18 protein-coding genes are annotated in these 23,810 nt (G+C 49.7%); 12 read left to right on the top strand and 6 right to left on the bottom strand.

Annotated features, from left to right (window positions below):
* Nucleotides 1–20 precede the first annotated feature (20 nt).
* Complete coding sequence (locus HOK28_11545; protein MBT6433720.1) at nucleotides 21–1,787, top strand: ATP-binding cassette domain-containing protein; 1,767 nt, start codon at nucleotides 21–23, stop codon at nucleotides 1,785–1,787.
* Between the two features lies 1 nt (nucleotide 1,788).
* Here HOK28_11545 and HOK28_11540 read toward each other — a convergent pair whose 3' ends face one another.
* Complete coding sequence (locus HOK28_11540) at nucleotides 1,789–3,294, bottom strand: carotenoid oxygenase family protein (protein MBT6433719.1); 1,506 nt, start codon at nucleotides 3,292–3,294, stop codon at nucleotides 1,789–1,791.
* Between the two features lie 311 nt (nucleotides 3,295–3,605).
* Between HOK28_11540 and HOK28_11535 the strand changes: the two genes are divergently transcribed.
* Complete coding sequence (locus HOK28_11535) at nucleotides 3,606–5,702, top strand: EAL domain-containing protein (protein MBT6433718.1); 2,097 nt, start codon at nucleotides 3,606–3,608, stop codon at nucleotides 5,700–5,702.
* Nucleotides 5,703–5,790: 88 nt separating this feature from the next.
* Nucleotides 5,791–7,479: a M3 family oligoendopeptidase gene (locus HOK28_11530; GenBank protein ID MBT6433717.1), complete on the top strand. Its 1,689-nt coding sequence runs from the start codon at nucleotides 5,791–5,793 to the stop codon at nucleotides 7,477–7,479.
* Here the strand turns inward: HOK28_11530 and HOK28_11525 are convergent.
* Entirely contained in the window at nucleotides 7,476–8,519 is a 1,044-nt protein-coding gene (locus HOK28_11525) for a hypothetical protein (protein MBT6433716.1), read from the bottom strand. The genes HOK28_11530 and HOK28_11525 overlap by 4 nt on opposite strands.
* A 147-nt stretch (nucleotides 8,520–8,666) precedes the next feature.
* On the opposite strand from HOK28_11525, the gene HOK28_11520 reads away from it, so the two are divergent.
* From HOK28_11520 to HOK28_11510, 3 genes are all read left to right on the top strand, one after another.
* The gene (locus tag HOK28_11520) at nucleotides 8,667–9,392 is read left to right on the top strand and encodes a hypothetical protein (protein MBT6433715.1); all 726 of its coding nucleotides are present in this window, start codon (nucleotides 8,667–8,669) and stop codon (nucleotides 9,390–9,392) included.
* 21 nt (nucleotides 9,393–9,413) lie between these two features.
* Nucleotides 9,414–10,568: a hypothetical protein gene (locus HOK28_11515; GenBank protein MBT6433714.1), complete on the top strand. Its 1,155-nt coding sequence runs from the start codon at nucleotides 9,414–9,416 to the stop codon at nucleotides 10,566–10,568.
* Between the two features lie 81 nt (nucleotides 10,569–10,649).
* Nucleotides 10,650–11,087 carry a CBS domain-containing protein gene (locus HOK28_11510; GenBank protein MBT6433713.1) on the top strand — a complete coding sequence of 146 codons (438 nt, stop codon included), beginning with the start codon at nucleotides 10,650–10,652 and terminating at the stop codon, nucleotides 11,085–11,087.
* 216 nt (nucleotides 11,088–11,303) lie between these two features.
* Here HOK28_11510 and HOK28_11505 read toward each other — a convergent pair whose 3' ends face one another.
* A complete protein-coding gene (locus HOK28_11505; GenBank protein ID MBT6433712.1) occupies nucleotides 11,304–13,148 on the bottom strand; it encodes a hypothetical protein in 1,845 nt (614 codons plus the stop codon).
* Between the two features lie 221 nt (nucleotides 13,149–13,369).
* The gene (locus HOK28_11500) at nucleotides 13,370–14,449 is read right to left on the bottom strand and encodes a hypothetical protein (protein ID MBT6433711.1); all 1,080 of its coding nucleotides are present in this window, start codon (nucleotides 14,447–14,449) and stop codon (nucleotides 13,370–13,372) included.
* A gap of 161 nt (nucleotides 14,450–14,610) precedes the next feature.
* Between HOK28_11500 and HOK28_11495 the strand changes: the two genes are divergently transcribed.
* Both HOK28_11495 and HOK28_11490 read left to right on the top strand, forming a co-directional pair.
* Nucleotides 14,611–15,978, top strand: coding sequence for an insulinase family protein (locus tag HOK28_11495; protein ID MBT6433710.1), 1,368 nt, complete (start codon nucleotides 14,611–14,613; stop codon nucleotides 15,976–15,978).
* Between the two features lie 47 nt (nucleotides 15,979–16,025).
* Entirely contained in the window at nucleotides 16,026–17,432 is a 1,407-nt protein-coding gene (locus tag HOK28_11490) for an insulinase family protein (GenBank protein ID MBT6433709.1), read from the top strand.
* Here the strand turns inward: HOK28_11490 and HOK28_11485 are convergent, their stop codons facing one another.
* Nucleotides 17,433–18,500, bottom strand: a complete 1,068-nt coding sequence (locus HOK28_11485) for a Gfo/Idh/MocA family oxidoreductase (protein ID MBT6433708.1) — start codon at nucleotides 18,498–18,500, stop codon at nucleotides 17,433–17,435.
* Nucleotides 18,501–18,790: 290 nt separating this feature from the next.
* On the opposite strand from HOK28_11485, the gene HOK28_11480 reads away from it, so the two are divergent.
* Nucleotides 18,791–19,708 carry a sugar nucleotide-binding protein gene (locus HOK28_11480; GenBank protein MBT6433707.1) on the top strand — a complete coding sequence of 306 codons (918 nt, stop codon included), beginning with the start codon at nucleotides 18,791–18,793 and terminating at the stop codon, nucleotides 19,706–19,708.
* A gap of 7 nt (nucleotides 19,709–19,715) precedes the next feature.
* On the opposite strand, the gene HOK28_11475 is transcribed toward HOK28_11480, so the two are convergent.
* Nucleotides 19,716–20,480, bottom strand: a complete 765-nt coding sequence (locus HOK28_11475) for an SDR family oxidoreductase (GenBank protein MBT6433706.1) — start codon at nucleotides 20,478–20,480, stop codon at nucleotides 19,716–19,718.
* A gap of 265 nt (nucleotides 20,481–20,745) precedes the next feature.
* Here HOK28_11475 and HOK28_11470 point away from each other — a divergent pair, with 265 nt between their 5' ends.
* From HOK28_11470 to HOK28_11460, 3 genes are all read left to right on the top strand, one after another.
* On the top strand, nucleotides 20,746–21,699 hold the full coding sequence (locus HOK28_11470; GenBank protein ID MBT6433705.1) for a hypothetical protein: 954 nt from the start codon (nucleotides 20,746–20,748) through the stop codon (nucleotides 21,697–21,699).
* Between the two features lie 107 nt (nucleotides 21,700–21,806).
* On the top strand, nucleotides 21,807–22,412 hold the full coding sequence (locus HOK28_11465; protein ID MBT6433704.1) for a sigma-70 family RNA polymerase sigma factor: 606 nt from the start codon (nucleotides 21,807–21,809) through the stop codon (nucleotides 22,410–22,412).
* 10 nt (nucleotides 22,413–22,422) lie between these two features.
* The coding region (locus tag HOK28_11460) for a hypothetical protein (protein MBT6433703.1) at nucleotides 22,423–23,810 on the top strand (1,388 nt) is incomplete at its 3' end.

Here is a 23,810-nt window from a genome sequence, read left to right as displayed (position 1 = left end):
TTGCCCATCTTAGGGTGACCATGAAAGAATCCGAAAACGATAAGAAATTGCCCAGCTCAGCGATGCTCAAGAGGATTCTTGGCCTAGCAAAACCCGAGTGGAAACCGCTCCTGGTTGGCACCATTTTCTTGCTGATCAGCAGTGCCATGGGTCTGGCTTACCCCCAAGGGATCCGGATCATTATGGATGAGGCACTCGGCTCGAAAAACACCGATATGGTCGATATCGCGGCTGTCGGAATGCTTGCAGTCTTCGCCATCCAGGGAATCGCCACAGCCTTTCGCTCTTACCTTTTCACCGTCACGGGAGAGCGTATTGTCACCCAGCTTCGCAAGCACCTCTTCGAATCCATTGTTGAACAAGAGATTGGATTCTTCGACGATAGGAAAACCGGGGAACTCACCAACCGCCTCGCCTCTGATACACAGATTCTTCAAAATACTGTCAGCGTAAATATCTCTATGGCGCTTCGCTTTGGTAGCGCCGCTATCGGCGGTGTTGGGCTTCTCATTTATACCTCTCCGCAGTTAACCTCGATTATGCTTCTTGTGGTTCCTCCGGTTACCGTTGGAGGCCTTTATGTCGGTCGCCTTGTTCGCAAGCTGTCACGTAAGAGCCAAGATGCCTTGGCTAAAGCCGGCGAAGTTGCTGAAGAGACCTTTTCAGGCATCCGAACCGTACGCACATTCAATCGCGAGCCGAGGGAAGTAGATAGCTATTCCGAACAAGTAGAAGATGCCTTCTTACTGAGTAAAACACGCAGTAAAGCCGTAGCTATTTTTATGGGTGCAACTTCCTTCGCGGGATATGCCTCCATCGCCGTTGTTCTTTGGTATGGCGGCCGGCTTGTTCTAGACAACTCAATGAGCGTTGGCGAGCTTATTTCTTTTATTCTCTACACACTGATTGTTTCTGGCGCACTCGGTGTACTCGCAAGCATCTATGCCAACTTTATGCGCGCTGCCGGTGCAAGTGAACGTGTATTTAGCCTTATGGAGAGAGTGACCAGCATTCCCCGCGGCTCAGGGCGCACTCTTCCAAGCCCCGAAGGTAAAATATCATTTCGAGACGTCTCTTTTGCTTATCCAACACGACCCGACATTACTGTACTTCATGATATCAACCTGAGCGTATCGCCAGGCGAGCGTATCGCTTTGGTTGGGCCATCGGGCTCAGGTAAGTCTACCATCGCTGCACTTATTTCGCGGCTTTATGACCCTGTATCCGGCGCTATCTCTCTCGATGATACCCCGCTCCTAGAACTCGAGGCAGGCTGGCTTCGTGAACAAATCGGTGTTGTGGCACAAGAACCTATTTTGTTTAGCGCATCCATTTCTCAAAACATCCGTTACGCTCGAACAAATGCAAGCGACGACGAAATCAAAGAAGCTGCCCGCATCGCCAACGCTCTTGAGTTCGTCGAAGACTTTCCAGAAGGCATGGACACTCAAGTGGGTGAGCGCGGCGTTCAACTCAGTGGCGGACAAAAACAGCGCATCGCTATCGCCAGGGCCGTCTTGAAGAACCCTAAGATTCTCATTCTGGACGAAGCCACCAGTGCCTTGGATACGGAAAGCGAATTCCTTGTCAAAGAGGCACTTGAGCGTTTGATGGAGAATAGAACAACGCTGGTCATAGCCCACAGGCTCTCTACCGTGCAGGGCGCTGACCGGGTTCTTGTGATTAATCGTGGCAGAGTAGAAGAAGAAGGAACGCACGCGCAGCTTCTTGAACAAGGCGGAATCTACAACAAGCTCGTCGAACGACAACTCGTTCAAGTCGCATGAGTTAGCTATTGGGCACCCAGACTCCGTGAAAGCCAAAGGGAACCCGCTGAGGCAGTTCAACACTCGCGACCGGGCCCGACGCCACATCTAAAGCATTTAGAATCGCTAGGTAACTTTTGTTGCTTGAGTGATTAAATACATAGGTGAGCAGCCAACCCTCACCCTCACCCTCTCCATCGGGGACGAAAAAGGGTTCGTTTGCGTGATTGTTTAAACCTGGGTCCCATGTTGAGATATTCCCCGAATCCATCTCAACATGGGTAATACCTGCGAAATCGACAGTATTTGGGTCGTCTCTCATTTCGAGAAGCCAACCATGCTGATTCTTTCTTCCGGAAAAACGACGGTCGTGAGCGGGAAGCTCTAAAGACGCTCTCGTGATAATCTGCTCAGAAAACGACAACTCGTCGCCCCCCGTGCCAATCGTCCATCGAGACAGTGAACTTTCGCCCGACCCGCCCAAACTCGCTCCACCCTGGAACATGGTGCTGTACTTGCAAAGGTCTACCACTACATCATCGCCCTGCCTAAAAGCATTCACTTCGTGAAACACAAAACAAGGATCGATTTCTTTCCAACGAATTTCAGATGCCATACCTCCTAGAGGCATAATTCCCACCCGGGCCCCATATTCAGGTTGCCACTGAAATGGGTTATCCGCTCCGGCTGCTGCTGCTGCAAGGTCAAAGACAACCGGACATTCCCAAAACACGACATCTTGCTCAGTGATAGCAAATGAATGGACCATCGTAGGTTTACCAACCGGGATAGGTTGTGTGTGAATCACCTTACCCGTGGGATCTGCCACATGGTAAGTTAGGTAAGGCTCTGCAAACCAATAGCCAAAGAAATGAAGGTTGCCGGTGGCCGGATGGATCTTTGGATGCGCCGTAAACGAAGTTTGAATCGAGTTATCAAAATTCGTCACGCCAACGGTGGATAAGTCCGACACATTAATTTCGAACGGCAATCCAATTTCCCCGGAAGTCAGAAGTTTACCTCCGTGGTAGATTGCGCTCACATTCGAAGAATTGTTTCCGCCGGTAGGAGGTCCCCCAGAGTCACCATCAAGGTATTTATCTGTTTGAATATAGCGATTGCGATACGAGACTGCTTTCCCGTTTTCTAAACGGACGCCGTGAAGCATTCCATCACCAAAAAACCAGTGCGATGAATCTGCGGCCTGCGGGTTGGAGCCGTTACGTACGTAGAGTCCGTTGAGCGTGTCGGGGATTGCTCCTTGAACAGGAAGATCAAATGCTTCGGTTTCATTAGCAACGGGCGCAAAGTTTCCTTGTAGCCACCACGGTATGGATGAGTCGAACGGAATCGCTATCGGTTCACCACTTGGTAGAATCAGGCCGGAAGCATCGTCTACTGCTACACCACCACATCCGCTTAGCATTGAACCAGAAAAACCGGTCGTGAGGGTAAATGCTGATAATTGCTTGAGAAAATCTCGTCGACGGTATGGCGTGTGCATTAGGCCAAACAGATTATGATTCATTTAGAGCCCCCAATCAGTAGTAAGTAGATGGCCTTACTTCTCAGTCATGAACTGGTTTTGTCAACCATAGAATATTGTATCACCACCAGACCGCACCTACCTACAAGCATTGTGAAGTGCTGCTTGACGCTTGGGGTAAGATCTTGAAAAATTAATCCACGGATTCAGCTTGGCCCACGGTCGAGAAAGTGTCCTAATAACGATGGCACGAGGGTGGGGAATCCCTCAGTCAGCTTGAAGGCTGTCCTCTTGAGGGGCGGTTACCAAGCAATGAAGCCATTGAAAATAAATGGTTGGAGGTTGTTAGTCCAATGAATGAAAGGCCAAGCGAGCGAACGGTCGTACTCTCTGGAGAACTCAGGGATCTCATCAACGACATTGAGAAAAGGGCAACTCCTGACACATGCCACGGCATCATTTGCGATGGTCCGGCAGCCATTTCAGCACACCTCGTTCATAGCAGACCCAGTGCCGTTGGCATTCATCTTCAACGTGGTGAAGCCATTGAAACACTCAGTAAAATCGCAGGATTGTGCCGTGAAAATGACATCCCGATGCTCATTGTCTGCGCAGACGATAATGTCGAAGTAAAAATCGCAGCCATTGAGGCAGGCTATTCGCATGTGTTCGGACCCGATACCGACCGCAGTGAATTGGCAGCGCGTCTTGTTAGCCTTACCCGCACGCATGTCAACTCTGCACGCGAACGGCAATTCGAGAGTATTTTTCAAAATGCGCCTTACGGTATTCTCCTCGTTGATGAAGCCGGCAGTATATTTGAAGCGAATGAATCTGTTGCCAAAATGCTTGCGCTAAAAAGCCCCCAACAAATGGTTGGGCGCCCCATGGCCAACTTCTTTGCGCCTGATGCTTTTGTACCGCTCTTCGGAGACTTTGAGCCTCTTAACGATGGCCTCGATAAAAGTCAGGTAGAATCTGTATTGCTTCGCGGTGATGGACAGCATCTCGCCGTGACATTAGACATGAGCGATTATGAACTGCATGGCAACCGAGGAACCCATATTCTCGTAACCGATTCTGGTGATAGAAAACGACTCGAAGACCAACTCACATTTGGACTTTTCTACGACCGGCTCACGCAGCTGCCAAACCGAACCCTCCTGCTAGATCGAATCACAAGGTCACTGCTCGCATGTCAGCATGACGAACACATCGGTATTCTCTTGGTCGATGTGAATCGATTTCGCAGCATCAATGAAAGGTTCGGGCATCAATTCGGTGATCAACTTCTTGTCACTTGGGCCACAAGGCTTCGAAGGTGCTTACAACCCACAGATACTCTCGCGCGCATTGGCGTCGATGATTTTGCAATTGTTCGAAGCGGCTCGCCGGGCGAAGGCGCGATGATGGCTCTCGGTCGAGAGGTTGAGGAACTCGCACGTCACCCATTCAGACTGCCGCGAGAAACCATCAACCTCAGTGCAACCGTTGGTATCGCTTTAAGTGAAGAGGGTGAGACCGAAGCAGGAGCTCTTCTTAGAGACGGCCAAACTGCCCTCTTCCAAGCTAAATCAGGGAACCGAAGTAATAACCGTGTGTTGATGTTCAACCGCTCCATGCGTACCGAGGTACTCGGATCCCACAGGCTCATGAACGACTTACCTCAGGCCATCGGTAGAGACGAACTCTTCTTACAGTATCAGCCTGTGGTGGACCTTGCACAAGCACGGGTGGTTGGCCTCGAAGCTTTGGTTCGCTGGTCTCATCCAACGCTCGGACTTGTATCGCCTAGTCAATTTATCCCAGCCGCTGAATCCAGTGGCTTGGTGCTGCCGCTTGGGCGTTGGGTGCTTGAGAAATGTTGCGCAGACCTCAACCAATGGCTTGAGCAGAAGACTGTCCCCGATGACCTCATGGTCAACGCCAATGTGGCCACACACCAACTTGTTGACCCAGACTTGGTCCCGATGATTGCCCAGCTGATTCGCAACGGCCCCGTCACCGCGAAGCACCTCAACCTCGAGTTGACTGAGAGCGCACTGATGGAAAACCCGGGCATAAGCATGCGGGTATTCTCAGAGCTCAACGATATGGGTATCAAACTCTATGTGGACGACTTCGGCACAGGTTATTCGTCATTTAGTTATCTAACCCAACTGCCTATCAGCGCCTTAAAAATCGACCGCTCCTTTATTTCCAGAATGAATCATTGTTCGAAAGAAAAAGAAGTGGTCCGCAGTATCGTTCTCCTGGCGCAAAACCTTGGCCTCCGCTCTGTCGCTGAAGGAGTTGAAGAAAAAGCCGAAATTGAACCACTCAAACAGATGGGTTGTGACTGTATCCAGGGTTACTACTATTCCCGGCCCGTGGATGCCGAGGAAGTCGCCAGCACCGTGGCCCGTATCGACCGAGAATTAGCCACCCCACCTAACGTTCAAGCGGGTTAGACCACCTCTCCTCCAACTTTTCACAGCTCATTGAACATTGGCCCTTAAGGCCCCCTGTGGTATTGCTCCCGCATTCAAGGAGATTACCATGGTTCCAGATTTTAAAGATGTTCAAGCAGACCGCCCATCCCTAGAAGAAATGAGCAATAAACTAGCCGCTATTCAGGAGCTATTCCACAAAGCAGGCTCTCAAGCAGACCGTCACCAGTGCATCATGCAATGGGATTCATTGCGCCGAAACCTCGAAACCTGGACCAGCCTAACCCATCTCAACTTTGCCCAAGATACCAAAAACCCAGACTACAAAGCCGAGCAAGACTTTGCCGACGAAGTACTGCCTGGATTTACGAATCTAGAAGTGGGTATGAAGCAGATGCTCCTAGGCAGCGAGCACCGCCAGGAAATGGCCGGCGCCATTGGGGATCATGCATTTAGACTATGGGAATCAGATATCAAAACGTTTGATCCTGTGGTGAAAGAGGACCTCGTTCAAGAAGCAAAGCTGAAAGCCAAATACATCCAGCTCATGGCGTCTGCCGAAATAGAAATCGATGGCAAAACCGTAAACCTACCCGGGATACAGCCCTACATTACTCACGAAAATCGAGAGCTCCGTTATGAGGCAGTCACCAAACGTTGGAAGTTCTTCGAAGACAATCAAGAGCAATTCGATGGTATCTACAACGAACTCACTGCCTTAAGAACCAAAATGGCGAAGGCTCTCAACTTCAAAGACTATGTTGGCTTGGGTTACGAGCGAATGCAGCGCGTTGATTACAACGCTGAAGATGTCGCGCGCTTTCGGAAGCAAGTCGTTGAAGATCTCGTACCACTTTGTGTGGAGTTACGTGAAAAACAACGCGAAGCTCTGGGCGTAGAAAAACTCATGTACTGGGATGAAGCGGTTCATTCAAAGTCTGGTAACCCCACGCCCAAGGGCGGCGGCGATTGGATGATTGAACAAGCAAAGACAATGTTCAACGATATGAACCCAGAGCTTGGAGATTTCTTCTCAATGATGGCCGACAAAGGCTATCTCGATTTAGAAACTCGTGAAGGAAAAGCCGGCGGCGGTTTTTGCACAAGCTTTCCATCCATCGGCGTTCCATTTGTATTCGCCAACTTCAACGGAACCAAGCATGACGCTGAGGTATTTACTCATGAGATTGGTCACGCATTCCAAAACTGGTGCAGTCGTAAACACCAGCCTCTAGATTACCTTTGGCCAACCTACGAGTCATGTGAGATTCATTCGATGAGTCTTGAATTTCTTTGCTGGCCGCACATGGAACTTTTCTTTAAGGAGTCGGCGGAAGAATTCCGCAAACTGCATCTCATCGAAAGCCTCTTTTTTATTCCTTACGGTGTGGCTGTGGATGACTTTCAGCACCGCATCTACGAAAACCCTGATGCGACTCCTGAAGAGCGGCACGCTATGTGGTTGGAGGTAGAAAAGCTTTACATGCCTTGGCGTGACTACGGCGATCTGGATTTTCTTGGAGCAGGTCGCCGCTGGCAGCTTCAACGCCACATCTACCTAATGCCTTTTTACTACATCGACTACACGCTGGCACAAACCTGCGCGTTACAGTTTTGGGTGCGAGCTGAAGAGGACCGTGATGAGGCTATGGCAAGCTACGTAGAGCTATGTAAACGAGGTGGTAAAGCCGCCTTCCAAACGCTTGCGCGTTCGGCAGATCTCGTTTCACCGTTGGAAGATGGCTGCTTAAAGCAAGTGGTGGCTAAGGCACGTAAACTCTTCGCTGAGCAGTACTAGTTCTCAGCTTCTTCACGAAAACGCTCAATATCGGTTTCCTGCTGGCGGTCCCTGCTGTATCCGCAGGAAATCTTTGGGCTGGCTTTCAATTTGCGACAATGGTCCTGACTGATTTCGCTGATTCGATCTGGCGGCTTGATAGAGAGGCACGCCTTCACTGCTTTATCACCCTCTCGTCTCGCCCACTCTGATTCCTCACGACTCCACTTACAGTAATAAGCAGCAGAGAGTTCCGTATAGAGTTCGACCTGGTCATCCTTCGTAGCACCTGCTGCTCTCAGAAAATTTATCGAGCGGTCGATGCTTCCTCTAAATCCGAAAAAGAGATTGAACCACCAGCTATCGGGGACCAGACGGTTGAAAATCCCCATACCGTAATTTGCAGCTCCCCAGGAAGTGTTCGCACTTGGAAAGCGATAGTGTGTTTTCAACTTGATTGCTTTATCCCACGCAGCACTCACCGCTGGGCCATTGAAAACTGATTTGATAATGCCATTGTTGGTCGACCACCTAGCAAGGGTCACTCCAAGGTGTAGCTGACAGTTGATATCGCCTGGCGCAAGCTCCACACACTTCTTAGCCCATTGCGTGCCCTCTTCGAGTACCTGTCGTCGTTCTTCCACGGCACCTTCAGGTAAGTGCTCAGCTTTGAAGAAAAGATTCTTTGCCAAAAGCCACAGAGGCTTACTCATCTTCGGGTGCTCTTGTTGGACCTTGCGAAGCATCCGATCAGCTTCTGCGTCCCGCTCTTGCATAAGCAGTACTTCGATTTCCCAAAGCGTGATGTAAACGCCGCCATTCTCAACTGCCTCAACATAGCCCGTGGGCAAACAATGGTCGTCTTTACTCGCTAAGATACATCGACGTGCGCGGTAGCCATCAAACAGTTCAATGCCGGTTTCTTCTAAAATTCGGTGCTCAATCCCTGAAGCCTTGTAATCGTATTTCGCAGCCGAGGCCATCTGCCCGAAAAGCAGGGCCGTTATCATTGCGCCAAGGGTCCAAAAAGAGCGGGAGGTTTTTAGTTTTTTATACATCATTCCAACTTTTCAACATTTATTCTGCCAACCTGCTACGCCAAGGATACACAACGATCCAGTCTTCGACGTATTGGTTAGGTAATAATTTCCTCACAGTTGCGCTTTATCCCTTTTTGTTTCAGCTCGAATACGGTGTATACCTTTTGGATGAAGCCAAAGATTGTACTGATACAGGCCCGTAATCCCAATGATGTGATGGCAAGTCACGAGCTAAAATGCTTCGCGCAAAAATTAGAGCTCGACGCGTCCCAGATCGAAGTTCGAAACCTCCTTCAAGCTCCTGTTAAGATTGAAGATCTTAAAAAGTTCCAGGCAGTGTTCCTGGGCGGTAGCGGGAATTATTACGCCTCCAAAGGGGACTTACCCAACTTTGATTCCTACCTCGATGTACTGCGCGAACTCTGCGAAGCCAGCCAACCAACCCTCGGCGTTTGCTATGGCTTTCATTGCCTAGCGCGCGCTCAAGGTGCTGAGGTTATTCAAGATGCTGACCGTACAGAAGTTGGCACCTACACGATGCGCCTCACCGAACACGCCCAAAACGATCCACTGCTTGGTAAATTGCCACCGTCTTTCAATGCGCAAATGGGGCACAAAGATCATGTACTTGCGCCTCCTGAAAACTGCCTCAATTTGGTAGAGAGCGACCTTTCAGCCAACCAGGCCTTTCGCGTAAGTGATAAGCCCATCTGGGCTGTCCAATTCCATCCAGAACTCGACATGGACACCAACAAAGATAGATTCCTTCATTACCTTGAGGGCTACGCCGGGAACATGAGCAATTCTGAACGTGAAGAACAACTCTCAGCATTTCGCCCAAGCCCTGAAGCATCAACTGTTCTTAAAGCGTTTTTAGATCTGGTCCTCCAGTAGAAGACAAAGGCTTACCCTCTGATGACTGCTTCCGAACAAGACCAAGAACTGGTCGACAAAGCTCTGGAACTTAAACGTTACTTCGACCCTGAGTATGTACGCAGCGCCAATACGCATTTGATGGACACCATCGCCAACGACTACTTTCGTACCCAATTCATCGGTTTTGATGGTAACGAGGAAAGAGTTCAACCTGAACGTCCGCTCATCTACGCCAGTAATCACTCGGGCATGGCCTTTCCTTGGGATGCCATTATTTTCGCGTCACAAACTTTAAAAAAACAAGACTACAATCTACAGCGGATGCCACGGGCGCTGGCTGCACCCATGCTGAGCTACACGCGGCTAACTGCACCCTATTTACTGCCCAATTTTTGGAAACGCTGCGGTTGCGTGGACGCTACAACAGACAACTTTGAGACCATGATGGCCTCGGGGGAGTCAGACGTCCTGATTTACCCAGAAGGCGTTCCGGGTATGGCCAAAGGATTCAACAACCGGTACGACCTTCAGCGCTTTTCATCATCATTCGTACGAATGGCCATTAAGCATCAAACCGATATTATCCCGATATCCACCGTGAACGCTGAATACGTCAATCCATGGACTTACACATCTCATGCCGTGAACCGGCTGATGAATAAGCTCAGTATTCCATTTCTACCGCTCGGGCCTATTTTGCTTCCACTGCTCTTGTTTCCGTGGATGTTTTACTTCGGGTTTCCAGCAAAGCTCACCTACGTCATTGGTCGACGCATCAAGCCCTACGAATGGGTTAGCAAACCCTTCGAAGAGATTTCACTGGATGAATTTCGAGCCATTGCCGACAAAGTGCGTGACCTGATGCAAGAAGACCTCAACCAAGCCGTGGGCCAGTATGGTAAAAAGCCCTATAAAATCAAAGAGCTAATCGGTAAAATCCTCAGGAAACCATCGCTCATCTGGCGGATTTCTCCCCCACTCTGGCCCTCTTTATTCCACGCCCACGAACGGGCCTACTACAAAAACCCGGGCCACGAGGCCAAGCTCAAGCCCGGATTCTTCTGTATTTTGAAGAGCTTCGTTCAAACGCGCTTCTCACTTGTGTTCCTCATCCCACTCTTGGGCTGGATTCCGGTACTTTGGACGGGTTCCAAGCCAAATCGACCTACTTTGAAGGCAAAAAACCGATCTTAGAGCCGCTTTCGAGCATTTTAGATGTTCCCATCTCGGTGCGCTTCTATTAGACGGAGCGAAACCCAAATGAGGAGTACTTCTATGGAAGTGGTTGTCGGCGATTTGATGAGCTCAGAGCTCGTTACCCTTGCAGAACATGAATCACTGGATCTCGCTGACGAGATCATGAAGCTGGCCAGAATTCGCCACCTCCCTGTGGTAAACAACAATCGACTCGTCGGGCTCGTCACGCATCGTGATCTACTGCGCGCTCAGGTCAGCTCACTCACTGAGCTTACAGCTGAAGAGAGCAAAGACATCAATAGCCACATCCCGGTCGCTCAAATCATGACTCGACAGGTTATGACCGTGAAGCCAACCACTTCTGCGCTGGAAGCAGCTACGATTATGGCTGAGCGTAAAATTGGCTGTTTGCCTGTTGTTGAAGATGAAGAACTTCAAGGTCTTATCACCGAAGCCGACTTTTTGAATCTGGTGATCAAGGCGCTCAAAACTTCGGACATCACTGCGGAAAGCTAAATCTTGCTTTCACGTTTCTAAGCTCATCCTAGCTTTAAGTCTCTATTGATTCCCCCAAACAATTTGAATCTGCTTGGATTCTTCCGAATCTTGGGGGACCCGTATGCTCGTGGGGAGTATTGGCCGGAGTCACTTAATGCAGCAAGCAGTGACCCCGGCCCGAAGAGGAACTCTTTATTAAATATTAGATATTATTATTAGTTTAGTCACCCGCGTCTAAGGACGGGTGCAAGTTAGATGCTCAGTTGCATTGTTTCGAAACTCGTCGCTGTAGATTTCAGGACAATTCTCGCGAATGACATTTTTCAGCCGTGTAACGTCTGTCCAGCTCAGTGCCATCGAATCGAAAACGATTGGAAATGTATCATCGGTTTGAACCACATTAATCAACTCTTCGAGTAACCCATCGCCGGTGTTCCAAATGGACTGGAAATTCTCAACAAATGCGTTTACAACTTGCGGGTAGCGATTCGCAGAATAGAACACTACGTTCTCAAGAGTATTATGTTCGGCATTGTCCGAGTAATTGTAGCTACCGCTTGCAACCTTGCTTCCATCCACGATGATGTACTTGTGGTGCATTTGAACCGCGTAACCGTAGTTCCAGCGAAAAGCATAAAATTTATAGCGAACATCCATGCCGGAATCACCGAGTTCGTATCCAAAGTAATAGCCTACGTCGTAGCACTTCTGCTCTTTATTTGCGCGTCCGCCAGCCGCCTCTAAGCATTCCTGAAGCTTTCGAACCTGATCGCCCTGCTTCCAGCCACTGACATACTCCTGTCCATCGAGGTAAACGCGAATGTCTAATTCAGGGTGACTGATTCGCTTCGCTTTGAGCGCGTCTGCAATAGGACGACTTCTCATATGTCCTGATGCGATCCATATAGATTCTTGTGCCTCATTGATCAGACTGACGATTCGATCGGCCACTGTATTGTAGCCAGTTCGTGCACGAAAAGTGGCCCCGTAACGCGATGACACATAAGTGGTGAAGTTATCCGATGTAAACGCGACATCCAGACCATCCACTTGCTCCAAATCTGGTCGCTCTACATACAAGGTCTCAAAGTAGGACAGGTCTAAATTGTATTCAAAGTCGCGTGAGTTGGCCCACATGTGGTTAAACTCACTTTGAAATGTTGTGGCCAGTTCGGCATCGCCGCGGACCATCACAGTATTTTCATCGTACTTACTTGCACCGCCATAAGACCAGTTGCCACTTCCTGTGATGACTGTCGTTGAAGCTGCGTCGCCGCCCTCATCCTGCACACCATCAATCAATGCGAATTTATGGTGCATGATTTTATTAACGTAACGCACATCAATACCCATCGACTCTAGGTGTGCTGAGCGAGTACCTTCGGGATTTTTTCGCTCAGACGATGCTGGGTCGAAAATCACTCGTACCGATAAGCCGCGCTCGACAGCTTCGCCTAAGGCATTACGAATGGATGTGTCACTCATGCTGTACATCGCAACATCGATAGAATGCTCGGCCTCAGCCATGCGCTCCATGATGCGATGCAGGTGACTCTGGTAATAAGGCATGGGGCTGAAAATGACTTCAGTCTCCCGAGTAGACGGTGCTTCTTCTTCAATCACGACTAAGTCGTCTAAATGATACGCGGAAACGGTGGCGTGTAGTGTTTCGCTGCCTAAGTTCTGAACCCGTAAAGTCCAGTTACGCAGCTGTACATCGTCAGATTCGGCACGAACCCACGCCGTCGTACTCGTTTCCCCATATATATCGATGGCGTAGTGCTTGGCCGAAAGCCGAGCTGGAACTGCACCCGTTTGAGTCAAATGAGCCTCGAAATGCTCAGCCTTAATGCGGTACCGCTTGGTACGACCGGGCTCAAGCGTAAGCGTCACGGTCCGAAGCGGAGTCACGCCATCTAAGTGGCTTAATTCAACAAAGCTGGTCTGACCTTCTTGGGTACTTGCTTGAATGCCCGTGGTCTCAGCGCCACATGCCACCAAGGCAATGGTGCATAAAATGGCAAAAAACGTTTTAATTTTAGTTACTTGGACGGATCTATCTCTTGCTGGTACTAGCATCACTTCACTCCATACTGCAGACGCAACAATGCGACTTCGCAGTAAAAAACTTAGTTCTGACAGCATTAGCGGCGGCTCGGATGAGCCTATAAACAAAACACGCTTGGGGACCGAGGCCGGCTGAACCCACGAAAATGCTCTTACAAGACATGTAAACCATTTGGCAAGACAAAAATGTCCTACACTTGCCTACACCGCGAGCTTCTGATGGATCTTAACGATCACTTCTTCGTTGGGTTATTTTTCTTAGCGTTCTCGATATCGGTTTCCTGCTGACCATCGCGGCTGTAGCCACACCCCAAATCTGGATCGGTTTTAAGCATAGAGCAATGGCGTTTACTGATCTCATTTAAAGGGTCTTTGGCCTTAAGTTTTTCACATCTTGAAATCCAGCGGTGGGCAGCTTCTTTAGCAGTCTCAGAATCCTCGCGGGTGTATTTACAAAAATTCGCAGCAGCAAGCTCAGTATAGAGTTCGACCTGATCAGCCTTTGTACCCAGCGCCCGCTCCAAATATTTAATCGCCCGCTCGATATCTCCACGAATTCCGAAAAATAAATCAAGCCACCAGCTATCGGGTACCAACCGATAATAGATCCCAAGGCCGTAATAAGTTGCTCCCAGAGAGGTGTTTGCGGACGGGAATCTATAATGCTCTCCGGTGCTCACTGCTCCCAACCAAGCACCCTCCACGACCGCGCCCTTACTAAGCGTATTGAAGATACCTTCGTTCGTAGATGACCGGCCGACGAGTGTCCCATAATGCAAAAGGCAGTTTATATCCTTAGGAGCCATATCTACGCATTCCTTGGCCCATTGAACACCCTCAGCCAGGAGCTTGCCTTTGACCTTCTTAGCATCCTTGTCCATCACCTCTGTGCGGAAGAAAATACTCTTAGCCATCAACCATCTGATCTTCGAATTGTTTGGATACCTTTTACGCAGTTTGCGAAGTAATTTGTCAGCACCCATCAAATCTTGGTTGCGTATCGCCAACTCTGCTTTCCAAGCAGACTCCCATGGCTCGCCCTTTTCAACGGCATCGATGTATCCAGTGGGCAGGCAATTATCTTGTTTATCCCGGGCCAGGCATCCCTTGAAATCATATTTACTAACAAACTCAATGCCGCGCTCCGCCAAGACTCTGGCAAACACCCCAGGGTCTTTAAAATTATAAGGTTCAGCAACGCTGCCAGGGCTCGATGTGGCTTCTGCAGCTGCTGCATTATCAGCCACTTGTGCTGAAGCTTCACAGCTCATAGCTAGAATCACGGCACCGACGAAGATCCCATTGAAGTTCACGTTTATCTCCAATTCACGAGGTTGGCAGTATGGTACTCTGCACACCAAGTGGCTTCAACCTATCAATTTCCATGCTTCAGGGGTGGCCCTCGCCCCGGTATTTGCCTAAGTTGCCGGTATCATCATCTGGCGCTCAGGTGCTGCTGAAACAGGAAAGATCTATGCGTACACTTGGTATGATTGGAGTTCTCATGGTTATGGCTTCAGGCTGCATGACCCCTACGGTTCCCACACTGCATATTCCCATCGAGGAATACAAACTCGACAATGGTTTGCAGGTTGTCCTGCATCGAGACTCAGCTACACCGCTGGCCCACGTCGAGATCTGGTATCATGTAGGATCCAAGGACGAGCCCCAGGGCCGCAGCGGTTTTGCTCACCTATTCGAACATTTGATGTTCAACGGGTCCCAGCATGCCGATGGCGAATACTTTGCACCGCTCCAGCCCTTTGGAGCGCGCATCAACGGAACGACGAATACCGATAGAACCAACTATTACGAAACTGTTCCATCCAATGTTTTAGAAAGAGCACTCTGGATGGAGGCTGACCGAATGGGTTTTCTTCTTCCTGCACTCACTCAGGCAAAGCTAGACAACCAGCGTGATGTTGTCCGTAATGAACGTCGGCAAAATTATGAAATTGCACCCTACGCAAAGGCACGCCAAGTCATTGCTGAAGCCGTGTGGGATAAAAATCACCCCTATCACCGTTTGACCATCGGTAGTCATGAAGAAATTGAAGCAGCCAATCTCGATGATGTGAGCGGTTTCTTCAATGCGTGGTACGCGCCGAATAATGCTACTTTGGTTGTTTCCGGAGATTTTGATCCCGTACAAACAAAAGAGTGGATCCAAAAATTCTTTGGCCCCATCGCCAAGGGCGCGGCACCGGCAGCCATTACTTCTGCCAAGGCAACTTTGCCTGAGGCCCAAACCATTGAGTTAGAAGATAACGTTCAGCTTCCACGTGTTTATTACACCTGGCAAAGTGCCCCGTTTCTACAAACCGGTGATGCTGACCTTGATGTTCTGAGTCTCATTCTCAGCAATGGTAAAACCTCAAGGCTATACAAACGGCTCGTCTATGATGACCGTATCGCTAAAGATGTCTACGCCGCTCAATACAGCAGCCAACTTGGCTCTACCTACCGAATTGTGGCAACTGCTGCGCCTGGGAAAGATATAGCCGACGTCCAAAAAGCAATCGATGAAGAGGTCGCCATATTACTGCGAGATGGGCCAACAGACGAGGAAGTTGAACGCGCAAAGAACGCTTGGAAGAAGTCGTTCTTTCAAAGCATTGAAAGTGTAGCCGGAAAGGCGGGAATGCTTCACCGCTACAACCACTACCTAGGCAAAACAGACTGGGTTGCCGATGACCTCAAGCGCTATATGAATATAACCAAGGAGTCGGTCTCAAAATGGGCACGAACAACGATTGTGGCCAAGCACCGCGTCACCGTGATTGTTAAGCCGCAGCAAGCTGCAAAAGAAGCATCAGCCGCTAAAGCAGGAGCTGCGAAATAATGAAGAACTTATGCCTTACCTTATGTTTGCTTGCCCTCGGAGTTACCATGTCTAATCATCAAGCCCATGCCGCCCAGGATGCTTGGCCACCTATGCCTCAACCTGGTCCTGCACCAGAGTTCTCGCCACCATCCTATGTGAAGTTTCAACTCAGTAATGGCATACCTGTTACGTTTATTCCGGCAGGCAAAGTTCCAATCACCCATCTTCAGGTGAACGCCTACTCTGGTTATGCTCAAGAAGACGCGACCAAGCGCGGGCTCGCTATGTTTGCTTCGCGCATGCCATTAGAAGGTACCGCAGAGCGTAGTGGGATTGAGATCAGTGAAGCCTTGCAAACATTGGCCTCAAGTATCCAAGTTTATGCGGACCTAGAGTATTCAGCTGCCGCGCTGAATGCACTGGACGATAAGCTTGACGCAACCCTCGCTATCCTCGCGGATGTTCTACAAGAGCCGGCATTCAATCAAGCTGACGTAGACCGTGTTCGTAAAAACTTACAGAACTCTATTTTCACAGAGAAAGACAATCTTCGACAAACTGCTGACAAGGTCTTTCGAAGCGTCCTATTTGGAGACTCTTACCTAGGCCAATGGCAACGCGGTACCCACGAAAGTATTGAAGGCATTACGCGCGATGACCTACAAAAATGGCATCAAGCAGTGTGGCAGCCCAAGAACATCGGAATCACCATCGTCAGCGGAATGAGCGAAGATGTAATAAAAGCGTCATTGGAAAAATCCTTGGGGGCTTGGGAATCAACATCGACGCCTCTGGCGGAACTGACACTCACCCCCAAAACTGCCCATGAGGGTGTGAAGGTCTACTGGGTACAAAAAGATGGGGCCAGCCAATCCGTTATATCCATTGGCAACACCGCTCCAGCCTTCGACCCGGCTCACTCAACCGCCACACAAGTTGGTAACAAAGTACTCGGTGGTCAGTTCACGAGCCGAATCAATATGAATCTGCGTGAAGACAAAGGCTATACCTATGGTGCACGTTCAGGCGTTACCAATCAGAGACTTGCTGGATACTACCGTGCCAGTGCTTCTGTAAAAGCCAATACCACGGCTCTTTCCATCGTTGAGTTTCTCAAGGAGCTTAACCAAATCACAGGTGAGAAGCCTATTACGGAGCAAGAGTTTAAGAATGCCACCAGCAGTATGCTTCAAGGATTTCCCGCCTACTTCGAAAAGTCGTCGGGAATACTCAATCGGTATGCAAGTGTGGACGCATACAAACGTCCGGCAGATTGGCTACAAAACTACCACACTCGTGTTTCAGGTGTTCCTATGACTCAAGCGCAAAGTGAACTCAAGGCACTGATAGATGTGAAAAATCTTATCGTTGTGGTGGTGGGAGATTGGAAGATTGCAGGAAGCGATGTAGCTGCCCTTAATCTGGGAACCGTGGTCTATCTCGACCACAATGGCAATGCCGTTACACCTTGATCACTTGTTTGCCGAAAGGCCCAAGCGGCAACGCTTGGGCTGAAAGCGTAAGAACACTTCCTGCCCAGTTTCCACACTCTCGTAAATCGCAGAGATCAACTCTAGACCTTTACGCCCCTCAAGGCCGTCAACCAGTTGCTGCTTCTTATTCACCACGCAATCAACGACGTGGTCGTAGTAAGCCTTGTGCCCAAATCCATAAACATTCGGTGGATTGACCGAGTATTTCTCCAGCGTCTCGGCATCACTGTCCTGAGCTTCGGTGAAATTCCAAACCTTCATTTCGTTTACAGCGAACCCACCAATCTCTACGGTTCCTTTTTCTCCCAAAACAGAAATTGAGCCTTCCAAATCCTTTGGTCTTGTCGCCGTAGTGGCCTCGATAATCCCGAGAGCGCCATTGCGAAAACGCACTATAACGGCTGCCGTATCTTCGGTTTCAATATCAACCAGAGCTGTAGAGCTTTTTGCAAAAACACTCTCTACATCACCCATCATCCAGCTTAAGAGATCAACATGGTGAATCGCCTGGTTCGAAATCACGCCACCGTCCCGCTCCCAGGTTCCGCGCCACTTGTCTTGGTCGTAATACTCTTGAGTACGGCACCAGCGAACACGAACAGTTCCCATCACCAACTTTCCGAATCTACCTTCATCAAGAGCTTCTCTTAATTTTACCACAGGTACGTTGAACCGGTTTTGCTGAACCACAAAAAGCTTCACGCCATTGCGATCACAAGTCGTAATCATCCGGTCAACATCGTCTAAAGTAAGCGCGATGGGTTTCTCAACCACAATGTGCTTTCCGTAAGCCGCAAGTGAAACCACAACATCCGCATGAGACCCGCTATCAGTGAGGACACTGACCACATCAGGTTCTACTTTCTGCATCATCTCATGCATGTCTGTGAAATGCGGTACATCAAATTTTCCGGCGATAACTTTTGCACGGTCGGCATCCAGGTCACATACTGCTACGAGCTGTGCACCGGCTATTTCGCCGTGACCCAGAAGATCTGAATGTCGCTTGGCTATTCTTCCACAGCCAACCAAAGCAAACTTAAGCATGAGGCGTTCCTTTTGAACAGGTTAAGGGTGATTTGCCACAACGGTAGGTGTTGGTCCATAGGTTTGAAAATCTGTGCGAATAAACTTATCAACAACCGTGAAAACAAAAAAATGACGAATGATTTCAACACCCTACGGTTTGAGAAACCACTGAAAACGAGAACATGAACCACTGGGTACAAACCACCAAGAGTGGCAGTACCCTAGGCAATCGCATAAGTTAGTAAATAGATGCTGATCGCGACCAAGCGGCGTAAGTGAAATATAAGCATTGAATAAGGGAGTGGGGCGTGAGCCAAGAAGAATTAACGGCTTTAATTCTAGGAAGCGACGGTGAAATCGGCGGCGCACTCGCAACGGCACTCGAAGACTCAGGTGCCTCCGTCATCACCACGTCTAAAAAACTCGACCCCAACAATCCCAATTTGAAGCGACTCGACCTAGAGCACCCACAGAGATTCCAGCTCAATCAAAAAGTTGATGTGGCTTATATGTGTGCGGGTATGACCAAGCTTGCCGAGTGCCAAGCACAACCTGGACTTTCATGGGAAGTGAACGTCAAAAGCCAGATTCGTCTGATTCGTGAACTTTATGCTCAGGGAACTTTCATTGTTTACTTCTCATCGCACCTGATTTTTGATGGAACCATTGCACATGTAAAGCCTGACCATCGACAACGACCCCATTGCCGGTTTGCAGAACAAAAGGTCGCCGTTGAAGAGCACCTCAGCAAGCTGGATTGCGGGTACAGTGTCATCCGATTATCGAATGCACTTGGACCGCGCTCACCTCTCTTATGCAAGTGGGCCAACGCATTGCAAAACGGTGAGAACATCGAAGCGATAAACGATATGTTCATTGCGCCCGTGGCGACGGACCAAATTGTTCAAGCCGCAATCCTGATTGGGAAAGAGCGTAAAGAGGGAGTCTATCAACTCTCTGGTGATACAGATGTCCCTTTTGACCGTGTTGCCGTTGAACTTGCGGAACAGCTTGGCGTTTCATCAAGCTTGGTGCGCTCAGTTCCTGCTGACGACGCGAGCTGGGAAATTGTCGCACGCCCGGAAAACACGACGCTCGATACAAGCCGAGCGCGTCGTGAACTCGACTTTCGACCACTTGCTTGGTCTGAGGTACTTGGACACTTCGTAGAAGCCAATCGGCTAAGAAGCGAGATGCCTTACTCCTCGATTGCAGACGAAAGCTAAAGCCGCTCTACATTTCTCCGCCAACAACTGCCCCGCCATCGGCAACAATCAATTGGCCCGTAATGTAGCGCGCAGCATCTGATGCTAAAAAGCCGGCGACACCCGCAATATCATCAGGCTCACCGATACGCCCGAGAGGGGTTCTTGATTCTATTTGCTTGCGAATTTCATCGTTTTCCCAAAGTGCTCGTGCAAAATCGGTTTGAATAAGTCCTGGCGCAATGCAATTGGCGCGCACATTTTGATGGCCCCACTCAACCGCTAAGTTTCTAGCAAGCTGTATCTGAGCCGCCTTTGACAATGCATAGGCTCCAATCACGCGGCTTCCGTCTAAAGCGGTAATGCTTGAAATGAGAATCATCGATCCGCCACCGCGCTTTGCCATATGGGGACCTGCGAAATTACATAACCAGATATTGCTTTGCAGATTGACCCGCATAATTTTATCAAACGCTTCGTCCTCTAAAGTCTGCATCGGGCCAAAGGCTGGGTTCGCTGCAGCATTACAAACGACAATGTCCAATTGACCATAAGTCTCGATTGTCTTTTCTACCAAAGCTGCCACATCATCTTTTTGGCCAACGTTCGATGCTACGGCGATTGCCTGACCACCGTCTGCTTCAATCTCTTTGACTACGGTTTCACAAGCTTCAAGCTTTCGGCTCGTGACCACAACCCGGGCACCCTGACGGGCAAGCTGGTGAGCAATCCCTCTTCCGATACCTCGGCTTGAGCCGGTTACGATGGCAACTTTATTACTCAAATCAAACATTCTTGGACTCCTCGTAATTCCCCCTTGAGCAAATCCCATATGCACCGGAGAACTTCAATCTGTAAGCGCTAAGCACTTGCTTAAAGGTAGGCCCGTGCCCCTTTGAACTCAAGCCCTCCACGCCACCCCGGCTTAAGGCATTACCGTTTCTTTTCATTGGAATTTTTGTACAATCTCTCTAATGTGCTTGTCTTGAAGTCAGAGCCATCAACTGACAGGCTTAGGACTGGAAGGACTATTCATCACGATGCTGGCGGTTACTCTCATGACGCTCATTATGAGCACGACTCCAGAGACCGGGCTCTATCTTGACGGGCAGGTCAGCAGTGCTCATTTAGAAACAGCTGTTTTATTGGAAGAGCTTCAAGCGCGGCTTCCAGAGCTCCTGGTCAGTACCACGCCCACTCAAAACCAAGGTAAGTTCTACACCCTTCAGTTCTCGGAGCAACGAGGCGACCAGGGACAAACTGTTCTTCTTTTTATCCTTCAAGATTCCAATCAAACAAAACTCTTTAAACGCTCACTTGGACCGTCTGCCGACTCACTTGAGACCGCTCGGCAAATCGCCTTGGTGGTTGAAGGTGTCATTAAAAGGCGAGGCGACGCACTTCGGGAAATTCTGCAGGCCCAAAAGCCCGACCCAATCCCAGAGCCGCAACCGGAACCTCAGCCAAGAACTGAAGCGAGCACGACAGCCAACAGGCTTCAACTCGATGCAATGACCACTCTAGGAACCTTAACTGCGGCCAAAAGAGCCACCGTCGGTGCCCAGATAGGCGCGCAAATACAGACCTGGAAATCTCTATATTTGGGTCTGCAACTCGGATTCCATCGGCTCTTAGGAAGTGGACAATCCAATGAGAGCTCGGTTGCGACACTTAGACTGCAGGAGTGGACCCTGCTCGCTGCTGCCAGCTGGTACCTTACTTGGGGTGATCTCACCCTTGCCACCTCAGCCGGTGCCGGGATCTCGCTGACTCAATCTTCCACAGAGAGCAGCGGGCAATCACCGACCTACAGAGCCATGGATACCTTTTTCACAACACGGGTAGGCACAGGCCTCGATTACAATATCACGAATGAATTCAGCATCTTAGCGTTTGTTTTTATGGATTTCTCACCATCTCACCCCAATTATACGCTTCAGGACCAAAACCTTTTAAATCGCGGCAGTATCTCTATTTTTGGTGCTCTGGGATGCCGTTACCAACTGTTTTAATTAGACTTTATCAGCCTGGGCATTGCCGCTCTCAAGAAATAGTATCCTCGACCCCATTTTTTCTGACAAAATCTCTGCGTACACGCATCTAAGAGGAGACAGGCGCTTTGCACGGAGAGAGTGAAGAATCGATGCGTAACCAGGAACTCGTAGATAAGGCACGCAACGGGCACCCCGGAGCATTTGACGAGCTTTACTTTTCCTACGTGGACCGGGTTCAGCGTCAGCTCTATGGAATCGTAGGAGCCGGCGCAGATGTTGATGATCTCATCCAGCAAACCTTCGTTCAGGTCTACCGTAATCTCGATGGTTTTCGCGGTGACTCAAGTTTTGCGACCTGGCTCCATCGCATCACCGTCAATGTGGCACTTGGCCACTTACGTAAGAAAAAGCGCTGGTTCAAGCTGCGAGAGGCAGTGAGTAATGAGCCTGCAGATGCCTACCAAAGTGAAGCTACTCCCCTGAGAAGTGTGGAATGTAGCGAAACTCGGGAACTGCTCGCAAGTGTACTCGACAAACTCAAACCCAAAAAGAGAATCGTATTTGTTCTCTATGAAATTGAAGGTCACACCTTAGAAGAGATTGCGACCATTGTTGAAAGTTCCGTTAACACTGTTGCTGGCCGACTGCGGGCAGCACGATTAGAAATTAGACGGGCACTTGAGCACCATCAAAGAATGGACACCTCAATGCTTAACCGTCACATCGCTTAGGATATTCGTTATGACTCGGCCAGACTGCCAGAAATTGCGAGAAGAGCTGCATGGCTACCGTATGGGTGAGGGAACTCCCCTTGCACGCCAAAAGCTTGAACTGCATCTGAAGAAATGCGCCGGCTGCAACAATGAATTGTATTTGTTGCATGAACTCGAGCAAGCCGCTCGAGTGGGGCCACCCGCCCTCACCGATGCTAATAAAAGAAATATATTAAATAATATTCATCGTACTCTTCGCCAAGAAGATGCTCCTGTTCTCGAACTTAGCGCGGGGTTTGATTGGCGCAAGTGGTTCGCCCTACCAGCCGCTGGCCTTGCCTGTGCCGCTGCATTACTCATGGTGCTTTCTAACCCTGCACTTGAGGAACAAGGACTCGACTCCTCTGCCGGCGCGGTCGTTGCTCAGAAAGCAGAGACTGCAACCCCGACGCAAACGACAACCCCAATGCAGCTCGACAAAGTACTCGCTGTTGGACCCGGTGTCGTTGCCTTTCAAACCGCACAAACTAAAACCCTCGTTCGGCAAAGAGGAACCGCGCGCACCATTGACCTGAGTCGCGGTGCCATGGTCGCAGAATTTAATCGGGCTAAAGACCAAGATCCTTTGGAGATTATTACCCCTCACGCCACCATTATTATTCGCGGCACAGTATTCGCAGTGAATACCGGAGCTCTCTCAACAACGGTTGCTGTGAACCGAGGTAAAGTTGAAGTGCGCTCAAACAGCGGTGACATCACCATGCTCTTAGCTGGTCAATCTGTTGAAGTCGGTGACGAGCCACAAAACTTAGCTGAAGGAACCAAACCATTACAGGTTGCGATGACTTCTCATTTTGGAACACAACCGCAAGCACCCGTGAAAAGCCCTACCCTCGAAAGCCCGCAAGCCGGACTTTTACCCTCCCCGGCCCTGGATGCGGAATCCGAACAAGCCCCAGAGTACTCCCCCACTCAAAAGCAAGCTCGACCCGCAACCAAGGCCGCCTCTAAGAAACCTGCCCCAGCCAAGAAGGCCAAGCCGAAAGTAGCCAAAGCATCGGCCATGGAGCTTCTCCACAGTGCTCGTACGCTCTGGCGAGACCAAAAGCATAGCCTGGCTATTGAAGCACTTGAATCGCTTCTTTCGGGTGACGAGCTCTCAACCTTAAACCCGCGAGAACGCGACGAGGCACGCTACTTGTTGGCAACCATTCACCGGGCCGTTGGAGATTACGGACGAGCGGCAACTCTGCTCAGAGTGCTCTCAACTGAAAAACAATCCATGACGGGCCGGATGGCTCAACTTGAACTTGCTCGCTTGGAAGCACGCCACTTGGGTCATCAAAGTAAAGCTCGGTCGATTCTTGAAGGGTTAGTATCTGAAGATAAACTCGACATCGTCGCGGAGGAAAGCCT

It is taken from the genome of Deltaproteobacteria bacterium (assembly GCA_018668695.1).
Lineage (GTDB): Bacteria > Myxococcota > XYA12-FULL-58-9 > XYA12-FULL-58-9 > JABJBS01 > JABJBS01.
The sequence above is the reverse complement of the archived record's forward strand: the minus strand, read 5'-3'. Positions and strand labels throughout refer to the sequence as shown.